The organism is Nesterenkonia cremea (assembly GCF_014642675.1).
Classification (GTDB): domain Bacteria; phylum Actinomycetota; class Actinomycetes; order Actinomycetales; family Micrococcaceae; genus Nesterenkonia; species Nesterenkonia cremea.
On the sequence record NZ_BMIS01000010.1, the window covers coordinates 43,263 to 61,130 of the forward strand.

16 protein-coding genes and 1 tRNA gene are annotated in these 17,868 nt (G+C 67.5%); 8 read left to right on the forward strand and 9 right to left on the reverse strand.

What is annotated here, in order from left to right; genetic code table 11:
- Positions 1 to 25 precede the first annotated feature (25 nt).
- The 3 genes from IEW85_RS10850 to IEW85_RS10860 form a co-directional block, all read right to left on the reverse strand.
- The gene (locus IEW85_RS10850; RefSeq protein WP_188685572.1) at positions 26 to 1,447 is read right to left on the reverse strand and encodes an FGGY-family carbohydrate kinase; all 1,422 of its coding nucleotides are present in this window, start codon (positions 1,445 to 1,447) and stop codon (positions 26 to 28) included.
- A gap of 14 nt (positions 1,448 to 1,461) precedes the next feature.
- Positions 1,462 to 2,976: an FAD-binding oxidoreductase gene (locus tag IEW85_RS10855; protein ID WP_188685574.1), complete on the reverse strand. Its 1,515-nt coding sequence runs from the start codon at positions 2,974 to 2,976 to the stop codon at positions 1,462 to 1,464.
- 66 nt (positions 2,977 to 3,042) lie between these two features.
- Positions 3,043 to 3,792: an SDR family oxidoreductase gene (locus IEW85_RS10860; RefSeq protein WP_229658971.1), complete on the reverse strand. Its 750-nt coding sequence runs from the start codon at positions 3,790 to 3,792 to the stop codon at positions 3,043 to 3,045.
- A gap of 340 nt (positions 3,793 to 4,132) precedes the next feature.
- Here IEW85_RS10860 and IEW85_RS10865 point away from each other — a divergent pair, with 340 nt between their 5' ends.
- The 5 genes from IEW85_RS10865 (at position 4,133) to IEW85_RS10885 (ending at position 8,061) form a co-directional block, all read left to right on the forward strand.
- On the forward strand, positions 4,133 to 4,774 hold the full coding sequence (locus tag IEW85_RS10865) for an ABC transporter permease (protein ID WP_188685578.1): 642 nt from the start codon (positions 4,133 to 4,135) through the stop codon (positions 4,772 to 4,774).
- Complete coding sequence (locus IEW85_RS10870; protein WP_188685580.1) at positions 4,771 to 5,970, forward strand: ABC transporter ATP-binding protein; 1,200 nt, start codon at positions 4,771 to 4,773, stop codon at positions 5,968 to 5,970. Before IEW85_RS10865 ends, IEW85_RS10870 begins: the two co-directional genes overlap by 4 nt.
- A complete protein-coding gene (locus tag IEW85_RS10875) occupies positions 5,970 to 6,731 on the forward strand; it encodes an ABC transporter permease (protein ID WP_188685582.1) in 762 nt (253 codons plus the stop codon). The genes IEW85_RS10870 and IEW85_RS10875 overlap by 1 nt, the downstream gene beginning before the upstream one ends.
- On the forward strand, positions 6,728 to 7,705 hold the full coding sequence (locus tag IEW85_RS10880) for a glycine betaine ABC transporter substrate-binding protein (RefSeq protein ID WP_188685584.1): 978 nt from the start codon (positions 6,728 to 6,730) through the stop codon (positions 7,703 to 7,705). The genes IEW85_RS10875 and IEW85_RS10880 overlap by 4 nt, the downstream gene beginning before the upstream one ends.
- A gap of 152 nt (positions 7,706 to 7,857) precedes the next feature.
- Positions 7,858 to 8,061 (forward strand): cold-shock protein, encoded by a 204-nt coding sequence (locus IEW85_RS10885; protein ID WP_188685586.1) that lies wholly within the window; start codon positions 7,858 to 7,860, stop codon positions 8,059 to 8,061.
- Positions 8,062 to 8,202: 141 nt separating this feature from the next.
- On the opposite strand, the gene IEW85_RS10890 is transcribed toward IEW85_RS10885, so the two are convergent.
- Both IEW85_RS10890 and IEW85_RS10895 read right to left on the reverse strand, forming a co-directional pair.
- Positions 8,203 to 8,517, reverse strand: a complete 315-nt coding sequence (locus tag IEW85_RS10890; RefSeq protein ID WP_188685589.1) for a putative quinol monooxygenase — start codon at positions 8,515 to 8,517, stop codon at positions 8,203 to 8,205.
- A 131-nt stretch (positions 8,518 to 8,648) separates the two neighbouring features.
- Entirely contained in the window at positions 8,649 to 10,244 is a 1,596-nt protein-coding gene (locus IEW85_RS10895) for an MFS transporter (protein ID WP_188685591.1), read from the reverse strand.
- A gap of 223 nt (positions 10,245 to 10,467) precedes the next feature.
- On the opposite strand from IEW85_RS10895, the gene IEW85_RS10900 reads away from it, so the two are divergent.
- Positions 10,468 to 11,265 carry a MurR/RpiR family transcriptional regulator gene (locus tag IEW85_RS10900; RefSeq protein WP_188685593.1) on the forward strand — a complete coding sequence of 266 codons (798 nt, stop codon included), beginning with the start codon at positions 10,468 to 10,470 and terminating at the stop codon, positions 11,263 to 11,265.
- The gene (locus IEW85_RS10905) at positions 11,262 to 12,125 is read left to right on the forward strand and encodes an EamA family transporter (protein ID WP_188685596.1); all 864 of its coding nucleotides are present in this window, start codon (positions 11,262 to 11,264) and stop codon (positions 12,123 to 12,125) included. Before IEW85_RS10900 ends, IEW85_RS10905 begins: the two co-directional genes overlap by 4 nt.
- A gap of 103 nt (positions 12,126 to 12,228) precedes the next feature.
- On the opposite strand, the gene IEW85_RS10910 is transcribed toward IEW85_RS10905, so the two are convergent.
- From IEW85_RS10910 to IEW85_RS10925, 4 genes are all read right to left on the reverse strand, one after another.
- Complete coding sequence (locus IEW85_RS10910; protein WP_188685598.1) at positions 12,229 to 13,305, reverse strand: alkene reductase; 1,077 nt, start codon at positions 13,303 to 13,305, stop codon at positions 12,229 to 12,231.
- A gap of 105 nt (positions 13,306 to 13,410) precedes the next feature.
- Positions 13,411 to 13,486, reverse strand: a tRNA-Arg gene (locus IEW85_RS10915).
- Between the two features lie 65 nt (positions 13,487 to 13,551).
- On the reverse strand, positions 13,552 to 14,178 hold the full coding sequence (locus tag IEW85_RS10920; protein WP_188685600.1) for a hypothetical protein: 627 nt from the start codon (positions 14,176 to 14,178) through the stop codon (positions 13,552 to 13,554).
- 68 nt (positions 14,179 to 14,246) lie between these two features.
- Positions 14,247 to 15,179 carry a cation diffusion facilitator family transporter gene (locus IEW85_RS10925; protein ID WP_188685602.1) on the reverse strand — a complete coding sequence of 311 codons (933 nt, stop codon included), beginning with the start codon at positions 15,177 to 15,179 and terminating at the stop codon, positions 14,247 to 14,249.
- 116 nt (positions 15,180 to 15,295) lie between these two features.
- Here IEW85_RS10925 and pcrA point away from each other — a divergent pair, with 116 nt between their 5' ends.
- Positions 15,296 to 17,848, forward strand: coding sequence for a DNA helicase PcrA (gene pcrA, locus IEW85_RS10930; protein ID WP_188685604.1), 2,553 nt, complete (start codon positions 15,296 to 15,298; stop codon positions 17,846 to 17,848).
- Positions 17,849 to 17,868: the final 20 nt, after the last annotated feature.

The following is a 17,868-nucleotide window of genomic DNA, read 5'->3' on the forward strand; positions in this document are numbered from 1 at the left end:
CCGGCCGGAGCGGCCCAGCCTCAGCTCACTCCAGCTCGAGCTCGGCCAGCTCCCGGTAGAGCTGATCCGTGTGATCGGTGATGCGCCCGTGCAGCGCGCCCAGCCGCCGGTAGAGCGCATGCCGCTGCGGGTCCGGCTCCCAGACCTCGGCACTGGGCACCATAGCGGCCGCGGCCTCCTCGAAGCCGGCGGTCACTCCGGTCCCGACGGCGGCGCAGAGGGCCGCACCGCGGTCGGCCCCTCCGGCGGCTCGCTCGGTGGGCAGCCCGAAGACATCGGCCATGATCTGCATCATCAGATCCGACTGAGCCCCGCCGCCGGAGACTGTGGCCCGGGTGAAGCGCCGCTGCCCACCTGAGCCCAGCGCTTCCTCCATGGCGCGGCTGTGCCGGTGCATGGTCAGCGCGATGGCCTCCAGGATGGCCCGGTGGATATGCCCGCGGCCGTGCCGGGCGTCGAAGCCCACCAGGCTGCCGCGCCGGTGCGGTGCCTCCTCAGGAGCCAGCCAGTCCAGCACTGCCATCAGCCCGTCGGAGCCGGCCGGGACCTGCTCGGCCTGCGCGTTGAGCGTCTCCACGGAGGCCTCGCCCACCAGGTCACGGAACCAGCTGACGGTCCACATGCCCCGCCGGATCCCGACGCTCTCACAGAGATGACGCCCGGGCTCGGAGGCGAAATTCGTCCAGAACTCACCCTCAGGCGCCTCGACCGGCTCATCCTGCACCGACATTGCGGTGATGTAGGTGCCCAGGGAGATCAGCAGCTCGCTGTCCTCCCGCAGTCCGCAGCCCAGCGCCTCCACCGCCTTGTCATTGGCGGTGGCCACCACCGGAACACCCTGCGGCAGACCGGTGTGCGCAGCGGCCTCCTCGGTCAGTTCGCCGAGCACCTCACCGGGCTGGACCAGCTCGGGGAGCTGCTCGCGGGCCATGCCTGCCGCCGCATAGTCCTCCGGCTCCGTGCTCCAGTCCCAGGCGGCGGTGTCCATGGGCCACAGGCCCTGGCAGTTCGCCGCAGTGTCCCGGAACCGTCCGGTCATCCGCTGGCCGATGTAGCCCGAGGAGGTGGTGATCCAGGTGGGGTGGGCGGCGTCGGCGTCGGGGTAGTCCTGCGGATCATGGGAGCGGGAGACCCGCGGATCCATCCAGCTGAGCACCGGATGAGCCAGCGTGCCGTCCGCGCGCAGCAGCGCCCGGCAGAACCGGATGGTGCACAGTCCGACGCCGGCGATCTCCTCCGGCGCGCCGGGGAACGCGGCCATGGCGCGGCGGCAGGCCTCACCGATGGACTCCCAGAGGTCGTCCCCGGGGTGTTCAGCCAGGCCGGGAGCCGGTGCCTGCAGCGGATGCAGGGCGACGGCGGCGCGGCTGACCACCTGTCCCTGCTCATCGAAGATGGTGACCTTGGAGCTCTGCGAGCCGTTGTCGATGCCGACCAGATAACGCATGCGGTGAAGCCTAGTCAGTCGAGCTGGGGCTGCCCGAGCTCCGGCTTCTCAGCTTCCGGCGGGATGGCGCCGGCGGCCGGGAAGATCGTGCCGCGGTTCATGATGCCCTGCGGGTCGAAGGACTCCTTGAGCTTCTGCAGCATCGGGTAGGCGCTGCCATGCTCCTGCTCGGTCCACGGAGTGCGGTACTTGCCGATCCCGTGGTGGTGGACCATGGAGCCGCCGTGGCGCAGGGTCTCCTCCACGATGATCGCGTTGATCGGAGCGTGGTAGACGCCCAGCTCCTGCTCCGGCTCGCAGCCGATCGTGTAGTCGTAGACGAAGTACAGATTGGTGCCGGTCTGGTAGCTGTGCGAGGAGTGGGCGCCGAGCATGGTCAGATCCTCCGCACGCGGGAACTCCTCACGGATGCGGGTCATGATGCTGTCGTACAGGCTGACCACCTCGGACCAGTTCACCGAGATCTCCGTGGTGAAGCCCAGATGCGCGGTCTCCAGCATGGCCCGCTTCTCCGCCTCGATCTTCTCGGCGCCCCAGTTGAGGTTCTCGAACCACTCGCGGATCAGCTCCGGATCCACCCGGGTGTGCTCATGCTGGGCGGCCACCCGCTCGATCTCGGCGCTGGTGGCGGCGGCCAACGACGCCGGCCCCTCCGCCACGAACACCACCACGCACCGGTCCTCGGAGAAGTGCGAGAAGTGCTGGTCGGCATCCTCAGGGGAGTAGAGGCGGGTCACTGAGGGGCGGAAGCCGTTGACGATGACCTCGCGCAGGATGGCGGTGCCGGTGGCCATGTCATCCACCAGGAAGCCGTGGAAGGCGTAGTTCTCCGGCTCGAAGCGGAACACTTGGACGGTCGCCTCGGTGATCACTCCCAGGGCGCCCTCGTTGCCGATGGCGATATGCCGGATGTCCGGGCCGGCCGCACGGCGCGGCACCGACTTGATGCGGCTGACCTCCCCGCCGGGGAAGACGATCTCCAGGCCGGTGACCATATCCTCGATGGCCCCGTAGAGCGTGGAGAACTGACCGATGGAGCGGGTGGCCACCAGGCCGCCGTACTGGGCCAGGGGCTTGGACTGCGGGGAGTGGCCGGTGGTCAGTCCCTGGGCGCGCAGCGTGTCCTCCAGGCGCTGCAGCGGTACGCCGGCCTGGACCGTGACCTGCATGTTCTCAGGGTCGATGGAGAGGATTCCATCCATGGCGGAGCAGTCCAGCACGATGCTGTCCTCCACAGAGGTCTCCAGTCCGCCCTCGGTGCCGGTGCGGCCGGTCCGCGGCACGATGTTGGTCCGGTGCTCCTGGGCGAAGGCGAGGATCCGGGAGACCTCTTCGGTGGAGCGGACGCTGACCACGGCCGCCGGCCGCGGCGCGGTGTAGAGGCCGTGGACCGACTGGTACTTCTTGAAGCGGTCCACTCGGGCCTCGTCCAGCACCTCCTGGGCGGTCTCCACCTGATCGGCGGGCAGCAGCTGCTGCAGCTGCTCGGCGATCTGCTCGCGGCTCAGGGAGCTCAGGGACTCGATCATGAGGGGACGGTTCCTTTCACAGGGTCGTGAGGGTGCCGGCGGCACAGGCCGCCCGCATCAGGGGTGTCAGCGGACGAGGTATCCGCCGTCGACGGTGAGCACGTGGCCGTTCACGTAGTCGGAGGCCGAGGAGGCCAGGAAGACCAGAGCTCCCATCAGGTCCTTCGACTCGCCCCAGCGGCCGGCCGGGATGTGCTCCAGGATCTTCCGGTTGGCCCCCGGATTCCGGCGAGTCTCCTCGGTCAGGGCGGTGGCGAAGTAGCCCGGTGCGATCGCGTTGACCTGGATGCCGTGGCCGGCGAGCTCATCGGCATAGGCCTTGGTCAGCCCGGCCACGCCGTGCTTGGTGGCGGCATAGGCGGGGGAGCGCTGTCCGCCCAGGAAGGAGAACAGCGAGGCGATGTTGATGATCTTCCCGCTGCCCTGGTCGATGAAGTGGCCGGCTGCGGCCTGCGCCAGGGCGAAGGGAGCGGTCAGATTTGCCGCGACCATCGGGTCCCACTTGGAGCGGTCGAACTCCTCGACGTCGCCCAGCCGGTTGATCGCCGCGGAGTTCACCAGGATGTCCAGACCGCCCAGGCGCTCGCGGGCCTCATCGATGACCCGGCGGGGTGCCTCCGGAGTGGTCAGGTCGATCTCCAGGAACTCGTAGGAGTGTCCCGCCTCGGTGACAATCTGCTCCGTGGTGCCATCGTCATCGGTGATGCTCGGGACAAAAATATCAGCGCCAGCCTGCGCGAGCGCATAGGAGAAAGCTCGACCTAGCCCGGAATTTCCTCCGGTGACAATTGCCCGTTTCCCTTTCAGGCAAAACATATCTGTTGAAAAATCATAGCTGTTCATCCCGTGCTCACCACCTCGCGTGCAACAAAAAAGAGAACAGTCATCCCCTCTGGTCAAGGGGTCACTGTTCTCTCGTGTCTGAGTGACCGGGCGCCCTGGCCCTGTCGATATGAAGCTTTGGCTGCGGAACAGCTTACATGATGTGCGCTGTGTGTCACGTGCCGAGAGTCGTGCTTCTTCACAAAATCCTGGTCAGGCGCGAATTCAAGCAGCTCCTGAAAGTCTTAGATTATCCATCGGCTTGACTTATATCAAGACTGCGTTAGCGTTTACTGCGTCTGATTCGCCCGCATTCTGGAGAGGAGCTCATCTGATGATCGAGTTCATCGACGCGCGCTGGGCGGACATACTCTTCCGCTCGTACCAACACTCCTCCCTGGTCATCCAGTCGCTGCTGCTGGCCACCGTCATCGCGGTGGCGCTGGCCGTGCTGGTGACCAGCTGTCGTCGCCTGACCCCGGTGGCCAACGCGGTCTCCGCCGTCGGGCTGACCATTCCCTCCTTCGCGCTGCTCGGTCTGCTGCTGCCGATCGTGGGGATCGGAACCGTCCCCTCGGTGATCGTGGTGTCCTTCTACGCCGCACTGCCGGTGCTGCGCAACGCCGTCGTCGGCCTGCAGGGTGTGGAGGCGAGTCTCATCGAGTCCGCAAGAGGCCAGGGCATGAGCGGCGCCGCCGTGCTCTGGCGCGTCCGCCTGCCGCTGGCCTGGCCCGTGATCATGACCGGCATCCGCGTCTCGGCGCAGATGGCCATGGGTGTGGCCGCCATCGCCGCCTACGCCCTGGGTCCGGGGCTGGGCACCTATATCTTCACCGGACTGACGCAGGTCGGAGGGGCCAACGCGCTGAACTACGCGCTCGTCGGGACCCTCGGCATCATCATCCTGGCGCTGATCCTGGATGCCCTCCTCGTCCTGCTGTCCCGATTCACCACATCCAAGGGGATCCGAGCATGAACCAGACCACCGCCACAGCACCTGACGGCTCCGGAGCTCAGCTGGAGCTCGTCGACGTCGTCAAGAAGTACCCCGGGCAGAGCAGGCCGGCGGTCGACGGGCTCTCGCTGACCGTCCCGGCCGGGCAGACCGTCATGTTCGTCGGCCCCTCCGGCTGCGGGAAGACCACCTCGCTGAAGATGATCAACCGGCTGATCGAGCCCACCTCGGGTCAGATCCTGATCGACGGCGAGGACATCACCGGCCAGGATGCCACCCAGCTGCGGCGCTCCATCGGCTATGTGATCCAAGGCGGCGGCCTGCTGCCGCATATGTCCGTGGCCGAGAACATCGGGCTGGTTCCCGGACTGCTCGGCTGGGACAAGGCCCGCACCAAGGGGCGGGTGGAGGAGCTGCTGGAGATGGTCGGGCTGGACCCGGCCGTCTACCGTGACCGCTTCCCGCGGGAGCTCTCCGGCGGGCAGCAGCAGCGCGTGGGCGTGGCCCGCGGCTTGGCCGCAGACCCGCCGGTGATCCTGATGGATGAGCCCTTCGGCGCGGTGGACCCCATCACCCGCCAGCGCCTCCAGGACGAGCTGATGAGCATCCAGGAGGAGCTGCAGAAGACGATCGTCTGCGTCACCCACGACATCGACGAGGCCATCAAGCTCGGCGACCAGATCCTCATCCTGCGCGAAGGTGCGGAGATCGCCCAGTACGGCGCCCCGGAGGAGATCCTGGCCGCGCCGGCCGATGACTTCGTGGCCGACTTCATCGGCTCCGGCTCCAAGCTCAAGCAGCTCTCCCTGCTGCGTGTGGGCGATCTGCCGCTCAGCCAGCCGCAGACCTGCCGGGTGGGCGAATCCGTGGATGAAGTGGTCCGCCGCGTGGAGGCCGCCGGTGAGCGCTCCGTGGTCATCCTGGATGCGCAGAACCGCCCCAAGGAGTACCTGTTCCTGCGCAGCCTGAAGCGGCACCAGACGGTGCCGGTCTTCAGCCACGAGCTGCAGACTGTGGTGGACCAGCGCTCCACGCTCTCCGATGCGCTGGACGCCATGCTGGTCTCCAGCCACGGCGGCGCCATGGTCACCGGAGGCTCCCGGGGCGACTACTTGGGCGTGATCAGCTATGACACGGTGACCGAGCACATCCGCACGCTGCAGACCCAGACCGGACAGATCAGGGCAGTGCCCTCGGCAGGCTGGGAGGCCAGCTGATGAGACAGCTGCTCTCTCGGACCGCCGGGCTCTCCCGCGAGGACAAGGGCCTGCTCTGCGGGCTGCCGATCTTCGTGCTCACCGTGCTGGCCGGCTGGGTGGTGTGGCGGCTGACCGCAGACCTCGACTCCATCGAGGCGCGGCTGATCACCGCCGGCAACATCACCCAGATGACCTGGGACCACGTGCAGATCGTCGTGGTCAGCTCAGTGCTGGTGGTGGGACTTGCTGTGCCGCTGGGCACGCTGCTGACCCGCCCGGCGCTGCGCTTCTTCTCTCCGCCGGTGATGGCCGTGGCCAATGCGGGACAGGCCGCACCGGTCATCGGTGTGCTGGTGCTGCTGGCCCTGATCATCGGATTCGGATTCGGCACCGCCGTGCTGGCGCTGAGCCTCTACGCCTTCCTGCCGGTGCTGGCCAACACCATCACCGGTATGCGGGGCGTGGACCAGGCCGTGGTGGAGGCCGCCCGCGGAATGGGGATGTCCTCCTGGCAGGTGCTGCTGCGGGTGGAGCTGCCCATGGCGCTTCCGGTGATCATGACCGGTGTGCGGACCTCCCTGGTGCTGCTGGTGGGTGCCGGGGCTTTCGCCACCTTCATCGACGCCGGCGGACTGGGCACGCTGATCCAGACCGGCATCATCATGTTCCGCTATCCGATCTTGGTCTCCGGAGCGATCTTCGTGGCCCTGCTCGCGCTGATGGTCGAGTGGGTGGGCCGCATCCTGGAGCTCTTCCTCAAGCCGAAGGGACTGGCATGACAACGTCTGCGCGCACACGTATCGGAACCCTGGCAGGAGGCCTGGCCGCCGTCGGGCTGCTCTCCGGCTGCGGGTTGGGCACCGCCGCGGGATATTCGCCCTCCGGCGAGCTGGCCGGCCCGGTGGAAGGCATCGACCTGGAGGGGGTGAGCATCGACGTCGGGTCCAAGGACTTCACCGAGCAGATCATTCTGGGCGAGATGGCCGTGATCCTGATGCAGTCCGCCGGGGCCGATGTGCAGAACCTGACCAACATCCCCGGTTCCAACGCCGTCCGTGAGGCGATGCTGCAGGGCGCCCTGGACTTTCAGTGGGAGTACACCGGCACCGCCTGGCTGACCTACCTGGGCCATGAGGAGCCCATCATCGACGAGTGGGAGCAGTACGAGGCGGTCCGCGACCAGGACCGTGAGCACGGCATGGTCTGGCTGGAGCCCTCCACTGTGGACAACACCTACGCGATGGCGGTCACCCAGGAGACCGCGGAGCAGGGGATCACCTCGCTCTCCGACATCGCCGAGCTGGATGAGGCTGAGCAGACCTTCTGCGTGGAGGCCGAGTTCGCCGCCCGCAACGACGGCTTCGAGCCGATGATCGAGCACTATGACCTGCCCGTGCCGGAGGGCGATGCCCAGCGGACCATGGACTCGGGTGCGATCTACCAGGCCACGGCCGACGGTGCCTGCACCATGGGCCTGGTCTTCGCCACCGATGGGCGCATCCCCGCCCTGGACCTGGTGGTGCTCGAGGACGATGAGGACTTCTTCCCGCGGTACAACCTCTCAGCCGTGTTCGGGGAGGAGATCCTGGAGGAGAATCCCGAGCTGGAGGACCTCATCATGCCGCTCACCGAGCGGCTGGACAATGACACGATGGCCGGGCTCAACGCCCAGGTGGACGTGGACGGTGAGGAGCCGGCCGACGTCGCCTGGGAATTTCTGCTGGAAGAGGGTTATGTGACCGAGGGTCAATAGCGTAGGCTGAAGCATGTACGTCATGCATCTCCAGAGGGCGCATGCCCTCTTCAAGTTGGTGGCCGCACAGAACTCCGTGCCTGCCCGGCCAGGTCGGGCACGGAATAAGCATCGTGAGATCGGTGCAAAGTAAGTAATAGTAAGGAAACATCATGGCCACTGGCACCGTTAAATGGTTCAACGCTGAAAAGGGCTACGGCTTCATCGCCCCCCAGGACGGCTCCGACGACGTGTTCGTGCACTTCAGCGCGATCAACTCCTCCGGCTTCCGCTCCCTCGAGGAGGACCAGCAGGTTGAGTTCGAGACCGCCCGCGGCCCCAAGGGTCTGCAGGCTGAGAACGTCACCCCCCTCTAAGTCTTCTAGGCTTTCTGAGCTCGGCGAACCAGCGTCTCCGCTGGACCCGGAGCTCGTGGGTTCTGTCTGAACCGACACAGGCCGGCCCCCGGACTCGCTTCACTGCGAGACCGGGGGCCGGTTCTGTCTGTGCCTGTCGCTTCAGAGGGAGCCCTGCTCCTGGGTGCCGCGGGGCAGCGGGTGCATCCGAGTCACCGTGGGAGCGCCCTCCACCAGGCCGTCGATATCGGCCAGCAGAGTCTTCACCGGCTCGCCCTCGCCGTGGGCGTCCAGCTCCTCCGCCGAAGACCACTTCTCGATCATGGTGACGGTGCCGTCCTCGGCGTCGTGGATGGAGTAGAGCTCGCAGCCGGATTCGGTGTGCACGGCCTCGATGCCGCGGCGCATGGCATCGGCGAGCTCCTGCTTCTTCCCGTCCTTGGGGTGGAAGACGGCGGTGACGATGACGGCAGACATAGCGATCCTTCCGGTCAGACACGATGAGCGGGAAGGACGAGATCGCCCTTCCCGCTCAGCCTATCGCGGCCGGATCAGCCGCCGACGCCGACGGCCTCCGCCCGGCCGGGCTCAGATCTGCCGCCTCAGGATCACTTCGCGGCGGCCGAGGCCTTCTCCCGGTCCCCGCGCAGCAGTACGAAGACGGTGGCCGCGGCCAGTGCCATGATGCCCGCGGCGATGCCGCTGGTCAGCTGGACGCCGTCCACGAAGGCCGACTGCGCGGCCGCCAGCAGCGCCTCGCCGGCCGCCGGTTCCAGATCCTGCGCGGCGGCGGTGGCCGTGCCCAGGGTCTCCGAGGCGCTGTCCAGGGCAGATCCGCTGACCCCCTCCAGTTCGGCGCTCTGCACACCGGTGCGGTAGCCGAAGGTCAGCACGCTGCCCAGCACGGCGACGCCGAGGGCGCCGCCGAGCTCGTAGGCGGTCTCGGAGATGGCCGAGGCGGCGCCGGCCCGCTGCGGGGGAGCAGCGGTGAGGACGGCGTCGTTGGTCAGAGTCTCGGCCAGTCCCATGCCCAGCCCCAGCAGGGCGAAGGCGATGAGCACCAGCAGGATCCCGTCCGTCGTCGGCGTCTGGGTCAGCAGCACGAAGCCGGACATCGCGATCAGGATGCCGGCGCTGATCACGCCGCGCAGCGAGCAGCGCTTGGCGATCGGGATGACCGCGAAGCTGGCCAGCACCGAGATCGCCAGGCCGGGCACCAGGGCCAGGCCGGCGTCGAAGGGGTTCATCCCATAGCCCAGCTGCAGCAGCTGAGAGAGGAAGAACAGCGAGCCCACCAGGGCGAAGACCAGCATGAAGTTCGCGGTGATCGCCGCGCGGAACCGGCGCACGGCGAAGAGGCTCAGGTCGATCAGCGGGTGGGTCAGGCGGCGCTGGCGCTGGACGAAGAGCACGCCGGCCAGCAGACCGATGACCAAGGAGGCCCAGCTGGTGGCCGCCAGTTCACCCTCGGCCAGCTTCTTGATGCCATAGACGCTCAGCAGCATGGCCGCCAGGGAGAGCAGCACGCTGAGCACGTCGATGCGGCCCGGATTGGGGTCCTTGGACTCGCTGATCAGCAGCGGCGCGCAGACCAGGATCAGCGCCATCACCGGCAGGTTGATCAGGAAGACCGAGCCCCAGAAGAAGCGCTCCAGGAGCAGGCCGCCCAGGATCGGGCCGAAGGCCGCACCGGCGGAGAAGGCCGAGGCCCAGACTGCCACGGCGATCATCCGCTGCCGCTGGTCGGGGAAGAGGTGGCGGATCAGCGAGAGCGTGGAGGGCATCAGGGTGGCACCGGCCACTCCCAGCAGGGCGCGGGCCAGGATCAGCATCTCCGCGGAGACGCTGAAGGCGGCCACTGCGGAGGCGGCGCCGAAGGCCGCCGAGCCGATCATCAGCAGACGACGCCGGCCCATCCGGTCGCCCAGCGAGCCCATGGTCACCAGGAGACCGGCGATCATGAACCCGTAGATGTCCACGATCCACAGCAGCTGGTTGCCGGTGGGGGAGAGGGCTTCGCTCAGGTACGGCACGGCGAAGCCCAGCACGGTCATATCGATGGAGATCAGCAGTACCGGCAGCACCAGGGTGGCCAGGCCCAGCCAGGGCTTGATGCCGGTGCGGCGCAGCGGCCGGTTCTGGTCGGCGTCGGGCGCAGACGCAGGGGTGGGCTGTTCGACAGAGTCGACGAACTGGGAGGACATCGTCCCCTCTACCTTTCTCGATCAGCTGCGCGGGACGGTGGGGCGCAGCGCATCCGAGGAGGAAAACCTGCTGCCTGGGGCATATCGGCAGCGAACCGTCCTGCCGGGAGATTCCCGGGTGTTCCCCAGCGTAGCACTCAAACTATACATGTGTAATGTTTAGTGATGGAGGCCTCCGGATTGATGGAAACTACGTTTCATCGTCAGTGATATGGTATGAAACGTGGCCGATGGCGACTCCTTCCTCCTCCAGCTGCGTTCCCAGCTCCCCGGGCTGAGGCCCGGGCATCAGCGCGTGCTCGGACTCTGCCTCGAAGACCCCGGCTTCGTGCTCAACGCCAATGCCCAACAGGTGGCCGCCCGGGCCGATGTCTCCGCGGCGACAGTGGTCCGCGCGGCCCGCGCGGCCGGCTTCACCGGGCTGCCGCATCTGCGCCTGGCGCTGGCCCGGTCCTCCGCAGCAGGAGAGGAGCCTGCGGCGCAGATCAGCCGGGCCGGATCACCCCAGGAGGTCATCGAGCTGATCAGTGCCAGCCACATCCGCAGCCTGCGGGCCGTCCGCTCCACACTGGAGACGACCGACATCGAGCGCGCCGGGACTCTGCTCACCGGAGCGCGCCGGGTGCTGCTCGTCGCCTCCGGCACCTCGCTGGCCGTGGCCGCCGACGCCGCCTTCCGCCTCACGCTCAACGGGATCACCGTCCAGCACTCGGCCGACAGCTACTCCGCAGTGCTGCTGGCCGGACAGCTCGACGCCGAGGATGTGGTGATCGCGGTCAGCCACTCCGGGGAGACCCGCCAGACCCTGGAGACCGTCCAGGCCGCACAGGGCAGCGGGGCACAGATCATCGCGATCACCAGCTTCAGCAGCTCCACGCTGTCCAAGGTGGCCGATCTGCCGCTGGTGGCCATGGGGGTCTCGGAGGCCCAGCATCTGGTGGAGTCCTCCAGCCGGATCGCCCATCTGGCCGTGGTGGACATGCTCTGCGCCGCACTGGCCCTGCCCGGAGGTGAACAGTGAGCACGCTGGCGCTGCTGATGGTCCTCGGCGCGTCCGTGGCCCATGCGCTGTGGAACATCGCGGCCAAGAGCTCCAGCGGGGACACCACCGTGTTCGTCTGGATGTACTACACCGCCGGTGCCATGCTGTGCCTGCCGGTGGGGCTCACGCTGCTGGTCATGCGTGGGGACAGCTACGGCTGGGAGCTGCTCTATGCTGCGATGATCACCGCCCTGCTGCACATCACCTACGCCATGCTGCTGCAGACCGGCTATCGAAAGGCTGACCTGGGGGTGGTGTATCCGGTGGCCCGCGGAGTGGGCCCAGTGCTGACCATCGTGGTCGCCGTCGCGGTCTTGGGGGAGCGCCCGGAGACGTTGGCGCTGGTGGGCGGTCTGGTGATCATCGGCGGGATCCTGATCGTCACCGGGCGCCGGCTCTTCCAGAGGGCCTCCGGGTTGGGCGCCGGGCTGCTCTACGGCTCGGCCACCGGTGCGGCCATCGCCGCCTACACGCTGTGGGACAACTACTCGGTGAACGATCTGGCCATCGAGCCGATCCTCTACTTCGGGTTCAGCGGGGCGGTCCAGTGCCTGATCATGCTGCCCTGGGTGATCCGCAAGCGGGCGCTGATCAGGCCGACCTGGCGCTCCGACCGGCGACAGGTCGGCATCATCGCGGCCCTGTCGCCGCTGGCCTATGTCCTGGTGCTCTACGCGATGACCACCACCTCGGTGGCGCTGGTGGCGCCGGTGCGCGAGTCCTCGATCGTCATCGGGGCGCTGCTGGCCTGGTGGCTGTTCAAGGAGCCGGATCCGGTGCGGCGCGTGGCCGGGGCGCTGGTGGTCGTCGTCGGGATCAGCCTGGTGGCGGTGAGCTGATCCAGCAGTTGTTTGGGCGAAGAGTTGCCGTCTCAGCGCCTCCGAGGCACTGAGACGGCAACTCTTCGCCCAATCGACGTGAGGGGTGGAGGGTTCGAACCCTTCAGCCCTCGTAGAACGGGTAGTCGGTGTACCCGCGTTCACCGCCCACGTAGAAGGTGGCCGGGTTGGGCTCGTTCTCCGGAAGGATCTCCTGCCAGCGGCGGACCAGGTCCGGGTTGGCGATCACCGCGCGTCCGACGCCGACGGTCTCGGCCACCTCCTGCTCCACCAGGGAGATGGCCTCCTGGCGGGTGGTCTGTACGCCGAAGCCGGAGTTGGCGATCAGCGGGGTGCCGGAGACCTTCCGAATCATCTGGACCAGCTCGGAGGCCGGTTCCGCGTGGAGGATGTCGATGTGGGCCAGGTTCAGCGCAGCGAAGCCTTCGGCCATGGCGCGGTAGGTGGCCAGTGCGTCGTCGTAGTCCTCCTCCAGCGCGCCCTGGATGTTGTGCTGCGGGGAGAGCCGGATGCCGGTCTTGTCCGCGCCGATGGCCTCGGCCACTGCGGCGGCGATATCCACGGACAGCCGGGCGCGGTTCTCCGGCGTGCCGCCGTACTGATCGGTGCGCTCATTGGAGGCCGGGGCGGTGAACTCGTGGATCAGGTAGCCGTTGGCGCCGTGGATCTGCACACCGTCCATGCCGGCGGCGATGGCGTTCTGGGCGCCGCGGACGAACTGCTGGATGGTCTCGGCGACCTCCTCAGTGGTCAGCGCATGTGGCACCGGATGCGGCTGTTTGCCCTCCGGGGTGCGGATCTCGCCGGGTGCCGCCAGAGCGCTGGGTGCGGTGACCCGGCCGGTGGTGGACAGCGTGGAGTGGCCGATGCGCCCGCCGTGCATGATCTGCATGACGATCTTGCCGCCCTCGGCGTGGACCGCCTCGGTGACGCGCTTCCAGCCCTCGACGTGCTCTTCGGCCTCGATGCCGGGCTGGCCCAGCCAGGTGCGTCCCTCGCCCACGGGCCAGGTGCCCTCGGTGACGATCAGGCCCATGGAGGCGCGCTGGCGGTAGTACTCGACGACGTCGTCGGTGGGCACGCCGTTCTCATCGGAGCGGATGCGGGTCAGCGGCGCCATCACCAGACGGTTGGCCAGCTCGGTGGATCCCAGCGTGGTGGGGGAGAAGAGGGGGGTCATGCAGATCCTTTCGCGGTCCTCGCGGACGAGTTGTTCCGTGGGGGAGAACCTGCAGCGCTGGCAGGGGATTCCTGGGTGATGGGAACGTCACATCGGCGACGGCGGTGGTCCCCCCGGCAGGATTCGAACCTGCGACACCCGCTTTAGGAGAGCGGTGCTCTATCCCCTGAGCTACGGAGGGAGGCATGTGCACTGCTAGGTGCGGTGCACCGGACCATCGTATCGTCACACGGCAGACTGGCCGAGTCAGCGCTGCCGCACCGAGGACTTCACGATGCTCATGATCACCGCGCCGATCACCGAACAGCCCACCAGGATCAGCAACACCCAGGAGGCCACGGTGAGGGTGGAGGAGATGGTCACCAGTCCGTCGTCGAGGGTCTCCATGGTCAGGATCCGGTCGATCAGGAAGTTCTCGGTGATGTCCAGGACGGCGAACAGCGCGGCGGCCGCCACCAGCACCCAGCGGAAGGCGCCGCGACGCATCACCAGTCCGGCCACGGCCCAGGTGGCCAGCCCGAAGGAGATGGGGAAGATGATCCCGGCGGTCTTATGCAGGAAGTTCAGCTGACCAGTGCCGGAATCGTCCATCACATTGCGCAGTCGGTCGATGTCGGCGGCGTCGTATCCCATCAGCCGCGCATCCGGCATGGAGAATCCGCCGGCGAAATAGGTCATCTGCGGCAGTGCGTAGAGGTGCACATAGATGAACATGAACACCGCGACGCCGAGCAGCGCGTAGACCAGCAGTTTGGGATTGGACGTGGTCCCCTCGGCCGCACGCTGGTTGGCCTCGGTGAGGAAGCCGTCACGGACAGTGGGGCGGGGCGGCTGGACGGGGTTGCCGCGTGACTTCTTGCGCCGTCTGGACATGGGGCCAGTCTCCCATGGCTGGCCTGAGTCGACTGCAGCCAGGAGCTGGGGTCCTCCTCAGGGACGCATCACTGCGGGGCGGCCTGGCGCGGCGCCTTGGTGGTGAAGGAGATGGTGATCCAGGCGTGAGGATCATCAGCGTCCAGCCGGGCGCGGGCGGCGTCGCGGATGCGGTCCCAGTCCTCCAGTGGACGTGGGTCCTGGCCTGTGGGTACGTAGAACACCACGTCCACCGTCCGGGCCCGACCCTGCTGGGAGGCATAGACCCGGAAGTCGTCGAAGCCTTCAGCGGAGGTGATCTCCTGGGCTGCCCGCCAGGCATGATCCAGCAGCTCCGGCGGGGTGACCAACGAGATCTCCGCCAGGGAGCTGCGCAGCGTGGAGAACGGAACCGGCAGCAGCACCAAGGCGACCAGGGCCAGCACTGCCGGATCCACATAGGGCATGAGCCAGGCCAGATCCGTGCCGTCGAGGAGCATGCCGATCAGGAAGGCCACCAGCAGCGCGCCGGTGACTCCGCCGGCCATGATCCAGCCCTTGACATCGATGGCTACGAAGCCGGAGGCGATCCGTCGGTTCGCGCGGTGCTCCACCACGGCGATCACCGTGCTGAGCGCGACCACTGCGGCGGCGTAGACCACCGCCGGGCCGAACTCCATCTCCCGGCCGCCGGAGAGCAGAGATTCCACCGCTTGGAAGAGCGCGTAGATGGTGACCGCCATCATCAGCAGTGCGTTGACGGCCAGCACGATGGGCTCGAAGTGCCAGAAACCCATGGTGAAGCGATCCTGGGTGCGCTGGGACAGCTCATTGGCCGCGGACTTCGCGATCAGCCCTGCCACTGTGATGGAGATGATCGACATCACAGCGTCCACCAGGGAGAAGACCCCGTCGAACAGCACTGCGAAGGAACCTGATGTGATGCCGAAGCCGATGCCGAGTGCAGACACGGACAGAATTCCGGCCAGAGAGAGTTTCAGGGCCTGTTGCTCGGTGCGCATGAGGCCACTGTAGGGCCGTACCATCCTTGTGGGGCAGAGCCACGCTCACCGCAGCGGCCTGCGGAGGCCGCGGGCGGCGTCGTCGTGTCCCCGGCACCTCCTACACTGGTCGCATCATGGATTTTGTCTTCACGCCTCCCTCGGAACGTTCCGGCCCCTCCGTCCGCAGCTCGGCTCCGGGTGGGCAGGAAGCTCAGCGCGGCCAGGATGCCGACGACGCCGGCCCCGCTGTTCTGCAGGAGGCCCCGGCCGCACCCTCGGTCCCGGCGGACCCGGCGGCCGGACTGAACCCGCAGCAGCGGGAGGCGGTCCTGCACCATGGGAGTCCGCTGTTGATCGTGGCCGGCGCAGGCTCGGGCAAGACCAGTGTGCTGACCCGGCGTATCGCGCACATGCTGCAGTCCGGGATGGCCCGGCCGCACGAGATCCTGGCGATCACCTTCACCAATAAGGCCGCCCGGGAGATGAAGGAGCGCATCGCCGGTCTGGTGGGTCCCACCGCTGAGCGCATGTGGATCTCCACCTTCCACTCCTCCTGCGTACGCATCCTGCGCGCCGAGGCCGCGCATCTGGGCCGCAGGTCCACCTTCACCATCTACGACGCCGCGGATTCGCTGCGGCTGATCACCACGATCGCCAAGATGCATGACCTGGACCCCAAGCGGTTCGCCCCGCGCGCCATCAAGAACAAGATCTCCTCGCTGAAGAACGAGTTGGCCGACGCCGACACCTTCCAGTCCACCGCTCCCAACGAGCCCTTCTCCGAGGCCGTGGCCACCGTCTACCGCGAGTACACCGAGCGGCTGCGGGCGGCCAACGCCTACGACTTCGACGATCTGTTGGCCGAGACCGTATGGATGTTCGACGCCTTCCCGGCGCTGCTGGACAACTACCGCCGCCGCTTCCGCCACGTGCTGGTGGATGAGTACCAGGACACCAACCACGCCCAGTACCGCCTGGTCCGCCAGCTCACCGGCGGCCGCGAGGACGTGCAGACAGAGCCCGCCGAGCTGACCGTGGTGGGCGACTCGGACCAGTCGATCTATGCCTTCCGCGGCGCCGACATCCGCAACATCGTGGAGTTCGAGCGCGACTACCCGGAGGCCACCACCATCAAGCTGGAGCAGAACTACCGCTCCACGCAGACCATCCTCGACGCCGCCAACGGGGTCATCTCCCAGAACCCGGGCCGGCAGGAGAAGAAGCTCTGGACCGATGAGGGCGAGGGTGAGCCGGTGCGGCTGCACGTGGCCCCCTCGGAGAACGACGAGGCCGACTGGATCGCCCGGACCATCGATGAGCTCGGCGACTCCGAGGGCATCAAGCCCTCCGACGTGGCGGTGTTCTACCGGACCAATGCGCAGTCCCGCTCCCTGGAGGAGCGGCTGATCAACCGCGGCATCCCCTACCGGGTCATCGGCGGCACCCGCTTCTACGACCGCAAAGAGATCAAGGACGCGCTGGCCTACCTGCACGTCCTCAACAACCCCGACGACGACGTCAACCTCCGCCGTATCCTCAACGAGCCCAAGCGCGGGATCGGGGACCGGGCCGAAGGCGCCGTGGCCGCACTGGCCCAGCGGGATCGGACCACCTTCTTCGAGGCGCTGCGCCGAGCCGAGGAGGCCCCGGCCATGGCCACGCGCTCGCTGAAGGCCATCAACTCCTTCGTGCGGATGATGGACGACCTCGCCCAGCTCAACCAGGACGAGAAGCCCTCGGTGGTGCTGGAGGCCGTGCTGGAGCAGTCCGGGATGATGGAAGCCCTGCGCCAGTCCAAGGATCTGCAGGACGAGTCCCGCGCCGACAACCTCGGCGAGCTCGTCGCCGTGGTCAAGGAGTATGAGGCCAACGCGGCGGGGGCACCCGGCGCTGAGGAGCAGGAGGAGGAGTCGGCGTCGTCGTCTGCTCAGGGCAGCGGAACGCTGGCCGACTTCCTGGAGCAGGTCAGCCTGATCGCCGACGCCGATGCCATCCCCTCGGCCGGTGACGAGGAGTCCGAGAGGATCGCACGCGAACAGGGGCAGGTCACATTGATGACTCTGCACACCGCGAAGGGCCTCGAATTTCCTGTGGTCTTCCTCACCGGCATGGAGCACGGGATCTTCCCACACTCCCGGTCCATGTCGGATCCGGAGCAGCTGGCCGAGGAGCGTCGGCTGGCCTATGTGGGCCTCACGCGAGCCCGCAGGCGGCTCTACCTCTCCCGCGCGGAGTCGCGCCATCTGTGGGGTCAGCACCAGTACAACCCGCCCAGCCAGTTCCTCTCCGAGATCCCGGAGGACCTGCTCGAGCACAGCGGATCCTCCTCTTCGGGTGCGCTCAGCGGAGGCTTCACCGGATGGGGGTCCGGATCCATCTACAGCGGCGGATCCGCAGGCTCCCGAGGATCACGTGGTTCGGCACCTACCGCCTACGGAGCGGCCGACACCACTCACCGATCCTCCTCCCTGCCGGGTGCCTCGGCCGGCTCGGCCCCCCAGCAGGTCAACCCTGACCGAGAGGTTCCCAGTCTCAGCCCGGGTGACCGCGTCAGCCACCCGAAGTTCGGCCAGGGGGAGGTCATCGCCGTGGAGGGCGCAGGCCTGAAGACAGTGGCGAAAGTCAGTTTCTCCGGGCAGGAGAAGAGGCTTCTCCTGCGATATGCTCCAGTGGAGAAGGTCGGCTGAGTCCTGCCTTCGCACAAGAG

Bases quoted from the DNA above. Each gene is read 5' to 3' on its own strand.
- IEW85_RS10850 (WP_188685572.1), bottom strand. From the start codon at position 1,447: ATGCGTTATCTGGTCGGCATCGACAACGGCTCGCAGAGCTCCAAGGTC.
- IEW85_RS10855 (WP_188685574.1), bottom strand. From the start codon at position 2,976: ATGATCGAGTCCCTGAGCTCCCTGAGCCGCGAGCAGATCGCCGAGCAG.
- IEW85_RS10860 (WP_229658971.1), bottom strand. From the start codon at position 3,792: ATGTTTTGCCTGAAAGGGAAACGGGCAATTGTCACCGGAGGAAATTCC.
- IEW85_RS10865 (WP_188685578.1), top strand. From the start codon at position 4,133: ATGATCGAGTTCATCGACGCGCGCTGGGCGGACATACTCTTCCGCTCG.
- IEW85_RS10870 (WP_188685580.1), top strand. From the start codon at position 4,771: ATGAACCAGACCACCGCCACAGCACCTGACGGCTCCGGAGCTCAGCTG.
- IEW85_RS10875 (WP_188685582.1), top strand. From the start codon at position 5,970: ATGAGACAGCTGCTCTCTCGGACCGCCGGGCTCTCCCGCGAGGACAAG.
- IEW85_RS10880 (WP_188685584.1), top strand. From the start codon at position 6,728: ATGACAACGTCTGCGCGCACACGTATCGGAACCCTGGCAGGAGGCCTG.
- IEW85_RS10885 (WP_188685586.1), top strand. From the start codon at position 7,858: ATGGCCACTGGCACCGTTAAATGGTTCAACGCTGAAAAGGGCTACGGC.
- IEW85_RS10890 (WP_188685589.1), bottom strand. From the start codon at position 8,517: ATGTCTGCCGTCATCGTCACCGCCGTCTTCCACCCCAAGGACGGGAAG.
- IEW85_RS10895 (WP_188685591.1), bottom strand. From the start codon at position 10,244: ATGTCCTCCCAGTTCGTCGACTCTGTCGAACAGCCCACCCCTGCGTCT.
- IEW85_RS10910 (WP_188685598.1), bottom strand. From the start codon at position 13,305: ATGACCCCCCTCTTCTCCCCCACCACGCTGGGATCCACCGAGCTGGCC.
- IEW85_RS10920 (WP_188685600.1), bottom strand. From the start codon at position 14,178: ATGTCCAGACGGCGCAAGAAGTCACGCGGCAACCCCGTCCAGCCGCCC.
- IEW85_RS10925 (WP_188685602.1), bottom strand. From the start codon at position 15,179: ATGCGCACCGAGCAACAGGCCCTGAAACTCTCTCTGGCCGGAATTCTG.
- pcrA (WP_188685604.1), top strand. From the start codon at position 15,296: ATGGATTTTGTCTTCACGCCTCCCTCGGAACGTTCCGGCCCCTCCGTC.